At 67.9% G+C, this 13,375-nt stretch carries 11 protein-coding genes; 6 read left to right on the top strand and 5 right to left on the bottom strand.

The genetic code is table 11. From position 1 onward, the window contains the following. Window positions 1-290 precede the first annotated feature (290 nt). Together hxlA and hxlB are read right to left on the bottom strand one after the other, a co-directional pair. Window positions 291-914 (bottom strand): 3-hexulose-6-phosphate synthase, encoded by a 624-nt coding sequence (gene hxlA / locus BH708_RS07895; protein ID WP_076807930.1) that lies wholly within the window; start codon window positions 912-914, stop codon window positions 291-293. A gap of 56 nt (window positions 915-970) precedes the next feature. Beyond that, a complete protein-coding gene (gene hxlB / locus BH708_RS07900) occupies window positions 971-1,543 on the bottom strand; it encodes a 6-phospho-3-hexuloisomerase (protein ID WP_076807931.1) in 573 nt (190 codons plus the stop codon). Window positions 1,544-1,635: 92 nt separating this feature from the next. On the opposite strand from hxlB, the gene BH708_RS07905 reads away from it, so the two are divergent. Both BH708_RS07905 and nhaA read left to right on the top strand, forming a co-directional pair. Then, window positions 1,636-2,451 carry a LuxR C-terminal-related transcriptional regulator gene (locus BH708_RS07905; protein WP_076807933.1) on the top strand — a complete coding sequence of 272 codons (816 nt, stop codon included), beginning with the start codon at window positions 1,636-1,638 and terminating at the stop codon, window positions 2,449-2,451. A 227-nt stretch (window positions 2,452-2,678) separates the two neighbouring features. After that, window positions 2,679-4,457, top strand: coding sequence for a Na+/H+ antiporter NhaA (gene nhaA, locus BH708_RS07910; RefSeq protein ID WP_253705516.1), 1,779 nt, complete (start codon window positions 2,679-2,681; stop codon window positions 4,455-4,457). An 80-nt stretch (window positions 4,458-4,537) separates the two neighbouring features. On the opposite strand, the gene BH708_RS07915 is transcribed toward nhaA, so the two are convergent. Both BH708_RS07915 and BH708_RS07920 read right to left on the bottom strand, forming a co-directional pair. Continuing rightward, the gene (locus BH708_RS07915) at window positions 4,538-5,554 is read right to left on the bottom strand and encodes a helix-turn-helix domain-containing protein (protein WP_076810970.1); all 1,017 of its coding nucleotides are present in this window, start codon (window positions 5,552-5,554) and stop codon (window positions 4,538-4,540) included. Window positions 5,555-5,738: 184 nt separating this feature from the next. Continuing rightward, entirely contained in the window at window positions 5,739-6,932 is a 1,194-nt protein-coding gene (locus BH708_RS07920; protein WP_076807934.1) for an alcohol dehydrogenase catalytic domain-containing protein, read from the bottom strand. A gap of 224 nt (window positions 6,933-7,156) precedes the next feature. On the opposite strand from BH708_RS07920, the gene BH708_RS07925 reads away from it, so the two are divergent. The 3 genes from BH708_RS07925 to BH708_RS07935 all read left to right on the top strand — a co-directional run bounded on the left by BH708_RS07925 (window position 7,157) and on the right by BH708_RS07935 (window position 11,734). Further along, on the top strand, window positions 7,157-9,838 hold the full coding sequence (locus tag BH708_RS07925) for an excinuclease ABC subunit UvrA (RefSeq protein WP_076807936.1): 2,682 nt from the start codon (window positions 7,157-7,159) through the stop codon (window positions 9,836-9,838). Between the two features lie 313 nt (window positions 9,839-10,151). Further along, window positions 10,152-10,418 (top strand): hypothetical protein, encoded by a 267-nt coding sequence (locus BH708_RS19790; protein ID WP_157235813.1) that lies wholly within the window; start codon window positions 10,152-10,154, stop codon window positions 10,416-10,418. Window positions 10,419-10,508: 90 nt separating this feature from the next. Continuing rightward, window positions 10,509-11,734, top strand: a protein-coding gene (locus BH708_RS07935) for an IS3 family transposase (RefSeq protein WP_253705390.1) whose coding sequence is annotated in 2 segments (ribosomal slippage) — window positions 10,509-10,794 and window positions 10,794-11,734 — 1,227 coding nt in all. Because the reading frame shifts where the segments join, the coding sequence is not laid out codon by codon here. A gap of 116 nt (window positions 11,735-11,850) precedes the next feature. Here BH708_RS07935 and BH708_RS07940 read toward each other — a convergent pair. Then, complete coding sequence (locus BH708_RS07940) at window positions 11,851-12,162, bottom strand: putative quinol monooxygenase (RefSeq protein WP_076807938.1); 312 nt, start codon at window positions 12,160-12,162, stop codon at window positions 11,851-11,853. 107 nt (window positions 12,163-12,269) lie between these two features. Between BH708_RS07940 and BH708_RS07945 the strand changes: the two genes are divergently transcribed. Next, window positions 12,270-13,211, top strand: coding sequence for a GlxA family transcriptional regulator (locus BH708_RS07945; protein ID WP_076810973.1), 942 nt, complete (start codon window positions 12,270-12,272; stop codon window positions 13,209-13,211). Window positions 13,212-13,375 lie beyond the last annotated feature (164 nt).

The following is a 13,375-nucleotide window of genomic DNA, read 5'->3' on the forward strand; positions in this document are numbered from 1 at the left end:
CGGCATGGTCGCTCAGAGCATCGGCCCGGGCACCAGTATCCTGACGGGCTCCCGCGAGGAGTAGATGCGCGGCGCTGCTGTGCCGAACGGGTATACCCCAATGGAGCGCCGGTGCTGTGCCGCAAACGATGGGACTCACGAGCAACATCTCGTCCGCCCTGCATGGACTACGGTCGCGCGTTCCGCCTTGCCACGCCGCGATCGTCCCTGAGGCCCGTCCACCGCGCCCAGCGAGGAAGGTTCAGAGCCAGGTCCCAGACCTTCCCTTCGAAGGGTGCGGTGGACGCTGTTCAACGGATGGCGGCGCGGATGGCGGCTGCCGCGGCGGCAACGTCGGGAGCGCTGTAAATCGCGCTTCCGGCGACGGCCACGTCTGCTCCTGCCCGCTGGACGGCCTCGACGGAGTCCGCGCTGACGCCGCCGGCGACGGAGAACGATACTCCGGCGGCTGCGCCGGCGGCGAGCAGGGCGTCGAGGCTGTAGCCGTCTTCCGCCTGCTCATCAAGTCCGGCGTGCATCTCGACGAAGACGGCGCCGAGGTCCACGGCCTCGCGGGCCCGCGCGGCCTTGTCGGACACGCCAATCAGATCTACGACGACTCCCTTACCGTGCTTGTGCGCCGCGGCGACCGCTCCGACGACGGTGCTGTCACCGGCGACTCCGAGCACGGTGACCAGATCCGCGCCGGCCGCGAAGGCGATGTCGGCTTCCAGTTCGCCAGCATCCATGGTCTTGAGATCGGCGAAGACAATCTTCTCAGGGTGGGCAGCCTTGACCGCTGTGATCGCCGCGAGGCCCTCGCTCTTGATTAGCGGGGTGCCGAGCTCGAGGATGTCGACGTAGGGAGCAGCCTTCGCGGCAAGCTCGAGGGCGGACTCGGTGGTCAGGGTGTCCATGGCGAACTGCAGGCGCATGTCAGGGTGTCTCTTTCTCTTGGTCGTGCGGTTGGTCGTCGGGGGGGGTGAGGGGGTTATTCGAGGTTGGCGTGACGGGGCCAGAGCGCATCCGCGCTCTTTCCGCTCCGCTGCCACAGGACGTCGAAGAGGGCGTCGCCTACAAGCACGAGAACCTGCTCGAAGAGGCTGCCGGCGTACTGGGCAGAGTGCTGTTCGGACCGGTCCGTCTTCGTCGCCGCGGGGATGACCAGGGCGGCGTGGGCCAGCAGCGCAAGCCGTGACTCGGGGTCTGCCGTGATCCCGACTACGCGGGCACCGACGGATCTCGCGGTCTCCGCCGCGCTCACCACCCCCGGGGTGGTGCCGGAGCCGCTGGCGGTCAGGAGCAGGTCGTCCTCTCTGATCGCCGGGGTCGTCGTCTCGCCGACGACGTGGACGTCCAACCCCGCGTGCATGAGGCGCATGGCCGTCATCCGTAGCGCGAGCCCGGACCGTCCAGCACCGTGGACAAAGACCCGCCGGGCTTTCGCGGTCAGCTCGACGGCGGCCTCGAGTGCGGGCAGGTCGGGGAGGGTGACGGTCCCCTCGATCTCGCCGACGATCCGTGTCAGCGATTCCTGGATGGCTGGTTTCTCCATGCCGACCATGTTGGGACGGATCGAGAGGCGCCACAGCTGCCCGATGGGCGAGGCACCCCCTCCGATCGGGTAGGCCTGCCAGGTCGAGGTAGGGTGGTGAGATGGACGAGCTGCCGACACCGGCCGAACGGGCCGACACTCTGGCCCGCGACCGCGCCCTGACCGAGCAGGGCGATCGGCATGCGGTCGCCCTCGGGTCGATCCTCGCCGTGCTCCGCTCGGGCCGGTTCTCGGATGTGGCCGCGCGCAGGGAGGCCACGGAAATCGCTTCCTCGGCGCTCATCCGTGCTCGCTCGACCCATGAGCAGCACGAGAGCGTGCTCGAGCCGGTCGTCGAGGCGTTCTCGCGCCTGCGCACCGAGCTGCGTCCTCTCATTCGCTCCGGGCCGCTGCACGTCCAGTTTGCCGAGCCTCCTGCGCAGGGGCGGGCGCTCCCAGGCCCGGTCGCTCGCGAAGCCCGCGCCATCTCCCGCACCGCAGTGCTCTCGCTCGTGGACCGCGCGGATGCCGCACGGGCCCGGGTCGGCTGGGACTGCGACGGCCGCAACCTGCTCATGGAAATCCGCGACGACGGAGGCGGTGCGGTGTCCGCCCACGACGACGTGCTGCGCCCGATCGCGGAGCGTGTGGTGGCGCTCGACGGCACCATGGACGTGGAGGCAACCCCGGGATGGGGGACGACGCTGCGAATCGAGATCCCCCTGGACCCGCCGAGCGCGGCACTGACGGTGGAGAGTGCCGAGGAGCTCACCGCCCGCGAGAAGCAGGTGCTGCGTCTGGTCGTGACCGGTATCTCGAACCAGCGTATCGGTGACCAGCTCGGGATCACGGCGAACACGGTGAAGTACCACGTGGCTAACCTGCTACGGAAGTACGGCGCCCGCACCCGCGCCGAGCTAGCGTCCATCACCCATTGACGGGAGGGCCTGCCGCACCGATAGGTGAGGTCGGGCTGACACCTATCGACGCAGCAGTCCCGTAGGTCAGGTCACTATGACAACCGGACAGACCCTGACGTTGCGTGCCATCCTCCCGCCTGGCTGTACCGCTAGCCAGCACGTTCCGGCAGAATCGAGCTGTGTCCCACTCAACCTCGCTCCCGCGCGGCATAGCCGGAAGACTCCGCACGGAGTCGGGCTCGGCCGTGCTGCTCATCGTTGTCACGGCCTTCGCCCTCCTCTGGGCGAACTCGCCACTGTCCTCTTCCTATTTCGAGCTGTGGCACCAGATCGTGGGGATCGACGTCGGCCCGTTCGGGCTGCACCTGGATCTGCACCACTGGATCAACGACGGACTGATGGTCGTGTTCTTCTTCGTCGTGGGTCTCGAGGTGCGCCAGGAGTTTGCACACGGGGCTCTGCGGGACAGCAGTCGCGCTCGTCTGGCGGCGATCGCGGGCGTCGCGGGTGTGGCGGTGCCTGCGCTGGTGTATGTACTGGTCGTCGGCGCTTCCGGTGGCGAGGGGCTTCGGGGGTGGGGGGCGGTTGTCGGCACGGACACGGCGTTCATGCTCGGTGCTCTCGCAATTGTCGGCCCCCGGCTTTCCGGGCAGCTGCGCGTCTTCCTTCTGACCCTCACGGTGGTCGACGATTTCCTCGCGGTGTCGATCATCGGGGTGTTCTACAGCGAGGAGATCCGGTTCGCCCCGCTGCTGGTCGCTCTGGGCTGCCTCGTTGCGCTGTGGCTGCTGGGCCGTTCCCGGCAATGGAGTGCCGCTCCGTACGTGGGGATCGTCATCGTGCTGTGGCTGGCGACGCTGTCCTCCGGCATCCACGCTTCGCTGGCGGGCATGATCGCTGGGCTTCTGATCCCGGCTTACCCGACGCGACGGCACAAGGTGGTCGCCGCCCGGCAGCTGTTCCGCGACTTCTGGCAGTCCCCGAGCGCTTCTTCGGCGCGTGCCGTCGGACGGGGGTTGTCCAAGGGCGTGTCAGTCAACGAGCGGTTGCACGAGTATCTCCGTCTCCCCACGGCGTTGCTGGTCGTGCCGATCTTCGCCCTGGCCAACGCCGGGGTGGACCTGCGCGGTGGGGTGATGGCCGACTCGCTGGGCTCGCCGGTGACGTGGGGCGTCATCGCGGGGCTCGTGCTTGGCAAGGCCCTCGGAATCGGGATCGCAACGCTCCTCGCCGTTCGGATGGGCGCAGGCCGACTGCCGGAGGGGGTCGGTATGGGCAGCGTGTTCGGCGGGGCAGCCCTTTCAGGCATCGGTTTCACCGTGTCGCTGCTGATCATCGGTCTCGCCTTCGACTCCTCCTCGGATCTGGGGCGTCAGGCGACCCTGGGGGTGCTTGTGGCGATGGTGCTCGCCACCGTTCTGGGCTGGTCGATCTTCAAGGTCGCGGCCCGTCGGTGGGGAGAGGAGACAGCGGATCTGCCGATGACGCTCGACTCCCCGGTGGATCCCGAGGTGGACCACATCCGCGGCCCGGAGGACGCCCAGCTCACCCTGGTGGAGTTCGTGGACTTCGAGTGCCCGTACTGCGCGCATGCCACCGGTTCGTGGGAGGACCTCCACGCGCGGTTTGGTGGTGACCTGCGCTACGTCGTGCGGCATCTCCCTCACCATCCTCACGGTCCGCTCGCCGCGCGGGCTTCGGAGGCGGCCGCGAGACAGGACATGTTCTGGCCGTGGCTCGACTTCGTCTTCGCTCGGCAGGATGCGCTGGAGAGGGAGGATCTCATCGGTTACGCGGCTGAGCTGGGCCTCGATGTCGAGGCGTTCACCAAGGACCTCGACAGCGACGAGGTTGCTGCGAGGGTCGAGCGAGATGTCGAAAGCGCGGCGGCAAGTGGTGCCCATGCGACCCCGACGTTCTTCGTCGATGGTTGCCGGATGGTGGGCAGCTATGACGCGCGCACGTTGACCGCGACGTTGGAGTCCAGTCGTCGTGGGACGCGCACCCAGGAGGCTCGGGCCTGAGACGGGTCTGGGTGATGTGGTCCAGGCGCTCATCCAGCCGCTTCTGGTCCATGTGGGGGTGCTTGTCCAGCTCCGCGCCGTCATTCATGAACTGGGTCCTGGTCGATCTCGGTCGGGGCGGCTTCGAGGGCGGCGAGTTCTCGGTATTCACCTGGAGTCATCCCCACTGTCGTGCGGAAGGCTCGGTAGAACTGCACCGGCCCGGAGAATCCTGTCTCGAGCGTGATGGCGGAGATCGGCTTGTCGGGTTGGGTGCGGAGCACCAGCCGGGCTCTTTCGAGGCGCAGTGTGCGTAGACGCCCCATGACCGACTCGCCGGTTTCTTCGAATAGGCGGAAGAGGGTTCGGCGGGAGAGGTGGAGGCCGTCGGCGATGCTCTCGGCATCGAGGTCAGGGTCCGCCAGATGAGTGCGCATAAAGGTCAGTGCCTCGCTACGGCGAAGGGCGTCGGGAGCGTCGACGCGAGGTCGTGCCGGGGAAAGCAGGTCGACGAGAGATGCGCCCAGGGCGGACGCCTGCGGCTCGAGTCGGTGCGCTCCGACAGGATCACCGGCCTGGCTCCTCGCGAGGCTCTTGAAGAAGGCTGCGACTGCGCCCACCGCGCCATCACAGTCGAAGGTCTTCGCCAGGAGGTAGTTGCTGCGGCTCGCGCCGACGCGAGCGAATGCGTCGTCAGCGGGGAGTTCGAGCACTACCTGTTCGTAGTAGTCCCTGGCGCGCAGAGCGAAGGGACTTGCGCTGTCGTAGATCACGAGCGAGCCCGGGGATGCGAGTGCTGCGCGCCCGGCCTGTTCGACGAGCAGGGTTCCGCGGGTCTGGAACAGGAAGTAAAGGTAGTCCTGCTCATCGTGGGCTTGGGCGATGTCGCTGCGGGAGCGCCTGACCTCCTCGGCCCTGGCCCGTTTGGTGGACAGGCGGAAGTCGGCGTACTGGCCCAGTCGGATCTCCCCGCCGAATCCGGCACCGACGGGATCGGTCCGAACTGAGACGTACGCTTCCCGGCGGATCTGGCGCCAGTAGTCGACCTCGTCGCCCCGTGGGGCGTTCCGAGTCGAGAAGGACGTTAGGCGCGGCAGTGAGGTGCTCTCCTGTCCCATGATCACGCCCCTGCTCGCTGGTCCGTGCTGGTGTGCTCGTGCATACCGGTCTGGACTACCAGAGTACGACGCCGGCCCTCGCCCGGATCGGCATCGAGAACGGATCCGTGCAGAGAGCCGGCCCGCGACCGCCGCTGAGGCGATGGTCGCGGGCCGGCGCCGACGGCGCGGAATCAGGCGGGAATCAGGCCGGGATCAGGCCATGCGGGTCGATGACGAACTTGTCCGAGACGCCGGTATCGAAGGTGGCGTAGGCGTCGGGGGCTTCGTCGAGGCTGATGACCTTGGTGTTGAGCATGTCGCTGAGGTAGGGCATGCGGTCCCACAGGATCGACATCATCAGTTCGCGGTTGTAGTGCATGATCGGGGCCTGGCCGCCGGAGATCCGAGGGGACTTGATCCACGCCTTGCCGAAGTCGAGGGGGAAGGTACCCTCCTGCTCGGCCTTAGACGTGGCCAGCGGGTCGGGGCCGTAGACGCCGATGACGCCGGTGGCGCCGCCTGCGCGGGTGGCGTCCATGACCTGGTTGATGGCGTGGGCCGGGTTCATGTCCTCGGCCTCGCGGCCGATCCCGTGGGCTTCGTTGCCGACGTAGTCGACGGCGCAGTCCACCATGGGTTCGCCGAGGATGGCCTCGATCTGGTCGGTCAGCGGCACGTCCTGGTTCAGGTCGATGGTCTCGCAGCCGTTGTTCTTCACCAGGTCCAGCCGGTCCTGATGGTAGTCACCGACGATGATGCAGGAAGCGCCCAGGAGGCGGGCCGCCGCGGCGCCGCAGCGTCCGACGGGGCCGGCGCCGGCGATGTAGACGGTCGAGCCGGGCTTGGCCCCGGCCTCCATGAGGCCGTGGAACGCGGTGGGCAGGATGTCCGACAGAAGGGCGAGGTCACGGATCTTCTCCATGGCCTGGTCCTTGTCCGGGAAGCGGAGCAGCTGGAAGTCGGCGTAGGGGACGAACAGGTATTCCGCCTGTCCGCCCTGGAAATCACCCAGGTTGAACCCGTAGGCGCCGCAGGCCGCGTCGGGGTTCACGGTCTCGCACGCCTCGGTGTGGCGGGCGCGGCAGTTGCGGCATCGGCCGCAGGCGACGTTGAAGGGGACGGAGACCAGGTCGCCCTCGGAGAGGAACTCGACGTCGGGGCCGACCTCGAGGACTTCTCCGGTCATCTCGTGCCCCATCACCATGCCCTGGGGGACGGGGAAGGACCCGCGGTAGATGTGCAGGTCGGAGCCGCAGATGTTGGTGGCGACGATCTTGAGGATGACACCGTGCGGGGCGCTCCTGCCGTTCGGCATCTCGAGCTTCGGGAAGTCGAGGGTCTCGACGCGCATGTCCTTGACGTTCTGGAACACGACGGCGCGGTTGCTGCTTGCCATGACGTTCTCCTCCAGTTGGGGATGGCCCGATCGCGGAGGTGCCACGGTCATGTGGATGCCCGTCGCCCGCGACCTCGGCTCTCTTCGAGCGTAGGACGGACGGAACCTCGCGTCCACCGAGGTGCCCGCCGCCGCTGCGGCGACAGGCGCCACGGGCAGGTGGACCGTGGAGGACTGGGGCATGCACCGACCGATCGGTGGAACGCGTTGCTAGTGTCACCGGCATGGTCGAAGCACGCAGGTCCGCACCGCCGGACTCCACACCCGTTCAGCCCGATGTGCAGGTTCTCGGCGCTCGCGAGCACAACCTTCAGGACATCGACCTGACGGTGCCCCGCGACGCTCTGGTGGTGTTCACCGGGGTCTCTGGCTCGGGGAAGTCCTCGTTGGCTTTCGGAACCCTGTTCGCGGAGTCCCAGCGCCGTTACCTCGAGTCCGTCGCTCCCTACGCTCGTCGCCTGATCGACCAGGCCGGCGTCCCGGACGTCGACTCCATCACGGGCATGCCGCCGGCCGTTGCTCTTCAGCAGCAGCGTGGAGGCCGCAGCGCGCGCTCGTCGGTGGGCAGCATCACCACGCTCTCCTCGCTGGTGCGCATGCTCTACTCCCGGGCCGGCCACTACCCCGATGATCAGCCGATGCTCTACGCCGAGGACTACTCCGCCAACACAGTGCAGGGCGCGTGCCCGGAGTGCCACGGCATCGGCCGGGTGTACGAGGTCACCGAGGGCCAGATGGTGCCCGACCCTTCGCTGACGATCCGCGAGCGGGCTATCGCGTCCTGGCCGACGGCCTGGCACGGTCATCAGCTGCGCGATGTGCTCGTCGCCCTCGGCTACGACGTCGACACCCCCTGGAGGGACCTGCCGAAGGAGGATCGGGACTGGATCCTCTACACCGAGGAGACGCCGTATGTCCCGGTCCACTCGCGGCTGACTCTCGCCGAGGCCCGGGCCGCGACCGCGGCGGGCGTCGAGCCGACCTACTCGGGCACCTTCGTCGGTGCGCGTCGGTACGTGCTCGACACGTTCGCGAACACCAAGAGCGGGTCGATGAAGCGGCGCGTGGCGCAGTTCCTCTCGGTTGCTCCCTGCCCAGTCTGCCATGGGAAGCGGCTGAAGCCGGAGGCTCTGTCCGTGACGTTCGAGGGTCTCGATGTCGCAGATCTCTCCGAGCTGCCGCTCGCGGAGCTCTCGACGCTGATCGAAGAGGCAGTCGAGCGGGCCACCGGCGATCTCGACGGGACCGAGACGGCGGGGCAAGCACTGGACGACGCAGCCCGACGCGACGCTGTGCAGCAGCGCGTCGACGCTGGGGGATCAGCCCACGCGGCCGCCCCCGACGTGCGCAAGACACCGAACCACTCGGTGGAGAAGCTGGCCGCGACAGCGCGGCTGGGCGCGGAGCTCGTCAACAGACTGCGGCCGATCATCGATCTGGGTCTGGGGTATCTCTCTCTGGGCCGCACCACCCCCACCCTCTCCGGCGGGGAGCTACAACGGCTGCGGCTCGCGACCCAGCTGACCTCTGAGCTGTTCGGTGTGGTCTATGTGCTCGATGAGCCTTCCGCAGGGCTTCATCCGCAGGACGTCAGTGCCCTGCTCGGTATCCTCGACGGGCTCAAGCGCCGGGGCAACAGCCTGTTCGTGGTGGAGCATTCGGTGGACGTGATGCGGCACGCGGACTGGCTGGTCGACATCGGCCCCGGCGCGGGCGAGCGCGGCGGACGCGTCATCTACAGCGGGCCCACCGAAGGGCTCGTAGAGGTGGAGGAGTCCGTCACCCGCGGGTATGTCTTCGGGGGCAGCGGCCTGCCCCAGCGGACGCCCCGCGAACCGCAGGGATGGCTGCAGCTCGAGAACGTCACCCGCAACAACCTGCGCGACGTGTCGATCTCCTTTCCGCTCGGGGTGTTCACCGCCGTCACCGGAGTCTCGGGATCCGGCAAGTCCAGCCTGGTCAGCCAGGCACTGCCGGCGCTGCTCGGCGAGCGACGGGGACGGGCTGTCCACGCGGAGGACGCTGCCGCCCCCGAAGGGGACGAGCTCCTGCTGTCGGACGAGCCCGAGGAGCTCGAGGGAGCGGTCTGGGGAGACCTCTCCGGGGTGCGCCGCGTCGTGAGCATCGACCAGAAGCCCATCGGTCGCACCCCGCGCTCGAACGTCGCGACCTATACCGGTTTGTTCGACCACGTGAGGCGGAGGTTCGCGGAGACCCCCGAGGCCCGCGCTCGGGGGTACAAACCGGGCAGATTCTCCTTCAACGTCACCGGCGGTCGCTGCCCTACCTGCACGGGCGAGGGATCAGTCATGGTGGAGCTACTCTTCCTCCCCTCGGTCTACACCAAGTGCCCTGACTGCCATGGCACCCGCTACCAGTCCAGCACGCTGGAGATCATCTGGCGCGGCCGCGACATCGCCGAGATCCTCGCCATGAGCGTCGAGGAGGCCCACGACTTCTTCCACGGCGAGTTCGACATCTTGCGCTCGCTCGCGGCGCTGATCGACGTGGGTCTCGGGTACCTGCGTCTCGGGCAGCCAGCGACTGAGCTGTCCGGCGGTGAGGCGCAGCGCGTCAAGCTCGCCACCGAGCTCCAGCGATCCCAGCGCGGGGACACGCTCTACGTCCTGGACGAGCCGACCTCCGGGTTGCACTGCGCCGACTCCGACCGGCTCTTGACCCACCTACAGGCCCTCGTCGACGCCGGCAACACCGTCGTCGCGGTCGAGCTCGACATGCGCGTGGTCGCCGCAGCCGACCACGTCATCGACCTCGGACCCGGCGCGGGAGACGACGGCGGCACGGTGGTCGCCTCAGGAACGCCCGCGCAGGTCGCGTCGTCCGGAGTCGGTGCATCGGCACCGTACCTCGAGGCTGCGCTGCAGGAGACCGCCTCCCTGGGGTGAGAGTCGGAAGGCTTCGATGAGGGCAATGACCCCACGCAACGGGCGCATCGGACGAGCAACCTGCGTCGCCCGATCGAGAATCCACGCCGCGTGCATGCGGAACTCGGTCAGCAGGCGCTCCGCGCCGTCTGCGATGAGGTCGTGAACCGGCGACCCTCGAACGACGCTGACCGGACGTTTCGCCCCATGGTCGGCGCCGTGCCGGGGCGCGGGATCGCGGGGTCATGACGCGCGAGTCCGACGGGAACCCGCAGGGTCGTGCCGTTCACCATCTTCCGCGGGTTCCGCATGACCCACGGGCGCAGTCCGATGAATGACTGCCCGACCGCAGCCGGACCGGGCAGAGGCCTGCGGCGTCGCGGTGACGGGGCTCGGGATCGGACTCGGCAGCGGGCAGGCCGAGACGCTACGAGCCCCCGCCGGCCACCAGGACTGCCTGCGCCTCGGCGAGGACTGGGTCGAGATGGAGAACGATGACGCCGAGCTCGCCGACATGTGGCCTGCCGGCCATCGCCGTCGACGACTCCACGACCGATCCCGTGCAGTTCGTGCTCGACCGAAGGTCCGGGGACAGCCCTGAGTCCCCTGGTGCGATCGGCGCGGTCCCCCGGCGGCATCGGAGTGAAGCGCCCTGGGTTCCGTTCCGAGTCTCAGCAAGGAGAATCGGAGTATGCCCAAGAAGTTCAGTCCGGAGCTGCGTGACCGTGCCGTGCGCATGGTCTACGACCGCCAGGCACTCGAAGGTGGCCCACGATCGGAGTCGATCCGTGCTGTCGCGCCCCAACTCGGCGTTGGCATGGAGACGCTGAGGATCTGGTGCAACCGCTACGGGCCAGCCGAGCCCTCGGCCGGCCCCGCGGAGTCTCTCGAGGAGGAGAACCGCAGACTGCGTCGAGAGCTCGCCGAGTCCCGGCGGGCCAACGAGATCCTCAAGGCCGCCTCCGTGTTTTTCGCCAGGGAACTCGACCACCCCACGACGAAATGATCGCCTTCATCGATAGGCATCGCGATCACTTCGGGGTCGAGGCCATCTGCCGCGTCCTGGGCGCGACGGAACGTGGGTTCCTCACCTCTCGCGGATACCGTGCCGCGAAGCAGCGCCCGGCATCGGCCAGAGCGGTCCGTGACGAGGTGCTCGTCGAAGAGATCCGTCGGATTCATGCCGAGAACTACGGCGTCTACGGGTATCGGAAGATGCATCACGCGATGCGCCGTGCCGGATGGGAAGTCGGCCGCGACCAGACCGCTCGGCTGATGAAAGCTGCTGGTCTGTGCGGGATACGCCGTGGTCGAAAGGTGTTCACGACGAGCCCTGCTGGTGGCCTGGACCGTCGTCCTGATCTGGTCGAGCGGAACTTCACGGCTGCCGGACCGAATCAGCTCTGGGTCGCTGACATCACCTACGTCCGGATCCCGTCCGGGTTCTGCTACACCGCGTTCATCACGGACGTTTTCACGCGAAGGATCGTCGGCTGGGCAGTGGCCACCAGCCTCCGCACTGAGGCACTGCCACTGCAGGCTCTCGAGCAGGCCCTCCAGACCTCCCCGGCAGAAGCGTCTCGGACTGGGCTGATCCATCACAGCGATAGGGGCAGCAACTACGTCTCGCTGGCCTACTCCGATGCGCTGATCACCGCCGGAGTCCAGGCCTCGGTCGGATCCGTCGGAGACAGCTACGACAACGCCCTGGCTGAGACCGTCAACGGCCTCTACAAAGCCGAGCTCATCCACCGACGCCGCACCTGGCCCTCAGCGACCCCCGTCGAGATCGCCACTCTGGACTGGGTCACCTGGTGGAACACGAAGCGCCTGCACGAAGCACTCGACTATCGCACCCCGGCCGAAGTCGAAGCGTCCTACACTCACCCCACGACGACCGCGCCCGCGACCGTCTAACCACGGAACGGAACCCAGGGCGCTTCAGCCCGTCGGGGATCGTCAACGTGGTGCGGGTGTCGAGGCGGTCGGGTCCGACGGCTCGGCGGGGCGCGATCGTCTCGTGCGTTGGCGGACTACGGGAGCTTGGACGCGAGGACGTCGGCCGCCAGGATCTCGGGTGCTGCACCGAGGAGGTGCTGGTTGGCCATCAGGGCTGCGACGATGGCGCCGTTGGCGTGGGCGTCGCGAGCGGCCTCGTCGGGGAATGCATCGAAGATCCAAAAGGTGTCGGCGTGGGTTCTAGCCGCGAACCAGACAATCGTTCCCACTTCTTCGTTGGCGAGTGCGACAGCGCCGGCGAGCAGATCGGCGACCGCGTCGTGCTGTCCATCGGCCGCGACGATCTTGGCGACGAAGGCATACGGAAGTGATGCGGGTGTGGACATGAGGGGTTCTCCTTGAAGTCGGGGTTCTTCGTGGGGCGAGTTCAGCGTATGACGAGCGAGGGCCGATGAGGAGTGGCGTATACGGCAGTATTGCTATTGTTCGCGCCATTCGTATCGGACTGATCGCGATCGACGGCTGCTTCGGTTCGGCTGTCGCGTCGGTCATCGACATCGTGCGGGTGGCCGACGGAGCCCGCGGCGATATCGACCCGCGGATCGACCCGATCGAACTCGCCATCCTCGGGCCGAAACGGCGAGTGACCACGACGGCATCGATGACCCTGTCGGTTGACCACCCGCTGTCGGAGTCCGGAGAGTTCGACGTGGTCGTCGTCCCTGCGCTTGGAACCCTCACGGCCGCCGCTACCAACGACGCCCTCCAGAGCCGAGATGCTCGTTCGGTCATCGCCTCGCTCGGGCGCCTCGACGACGCGACCACCCGGATCGCCGCGGCGTGCACCGGCGTGTTCGCCGTCGCCGAGACCGGACGGATGCATCATCGGCGGGCGACGACCAGCTGGTTCCTGGGGCCGGAGTTCCTGAAGCGCTATCCGACCGTCGCCCTCGATCTCGACACCATGGTCGTCGTGGACGGGAACCTCGTCACCGCCGGCGCCGCGTTCGCCCACATCGACCTCGCGCTCTCACTCGTGCGATCGATCAGCCCCGACCTGGCCCAACATGTCGCCAAGCTCCTCGTCATCGACGAGCGTCCGTCGCAGGCGGCCTTCGTCGCCTACGAACATCTCCGGCACGAGGACCCGATCGTCGTCGAGTTCGAACGCTTCGTGCGCGCCCGCCTGGACGAACCGTTCAACGTCGCCTTCGTCGCGCAGTCGCTCGGCACCAGCCGGCGCACCCTCGAACGACGAGTCCGTGCGGCGCTCAACCTCACTCCGCTCGGCTTCGTCCAACGGCTTCGCATCGAACGAGCTCGGCACCTCTCAGCAACCACGGACCTCACCTCCGCCGAGATCGCACTACGGGTCGGCTACGCGAACGCCGAGACTCTGCGCTCCCTCCTGCGCAGGGAGCGACGCCGTTCCTGACCTATCGCCATGCCTGTAGCCGGTGTCCTAGCGCCCGGTTGGAACCACCTCTCAGCACGTCGCGTCGACGCTCCTGCGTCGCCCCTGGACGACCCACTCGACACGCCAGCAGCACAGGCCATGTGACGTGCCCCGGCTTCCCGGCCGGTCGGGGTTGGGTGGCT

The sequence above is a fragment of the Brachybacterium sp. P6-10-X1 genome, assembly GCF_001969445.1.
Taxonomy (GTDB): Bacteria; Actinomycetota; Actinomycetes; order Actinomycetales; family Dermabacteraceae; genus Brachybacterium.

Excerpts from the sequence above, each read along its gene's own strand:
- hxlA (WP_076807930.1), bottom strand. The coding sequence starts at position 914 with ATGCGCCTGCAGTTCGCCATGGACACCCTGACCACCGAGTCCGCCCTC.
- BH708_RS07905 (WP_076807933.1), top strand. The coding sequence starts at position 1,636 with ATGGACGAGCTGCCGACACCGGCCGAACGGGCCGACACTCTGGCCCGC.
- BH708_RS07925 (WP_076807936.1), top strand. The coding sequence starts at position 7,157 with ATGGTCGAAGCACGCAGGTCCGCACCGCCGGACTCCACACCCGTTCAG.
- hxlB (WP_076807931.1), bottom strand. The coding sequence starts at position 1,543 with ATGGTCGGCATGGAGAAACCAGCCATCCAGGAATCGCTGACACGGATC.
- BH708_RS07920 (WP_076807934.1), bottom strand. The coding sequence starts at position 6,932 with ATGGCAAGCAGCAACCGCGCCGTCGTGTTCCAGAACGTCAAGGACATG.
- BH708_RS07940 (WP_076807938.1), bottom strand. The coding sequence starts at position 12,162 with ATGTCCACACCCGCATCACTTCCGTATGCCTTCGTCGCCAAGATCGTC.
- BH708_RS19790 (WP_157235813.1), top strand. The coding sequence starts at position 10,152 with ATGACTGCCCGACCGCAGCCGGACCGGGCAGAGGCCTGCGGCGTCGCG.
- BH708_RS07915 (WP_076810970.1), bottom strand. The coding sequence starts at position 5,554 with ATGGGACAGGAGAGCACCTCACTGCCGCGCCTAACGTCCTTCTCGACT.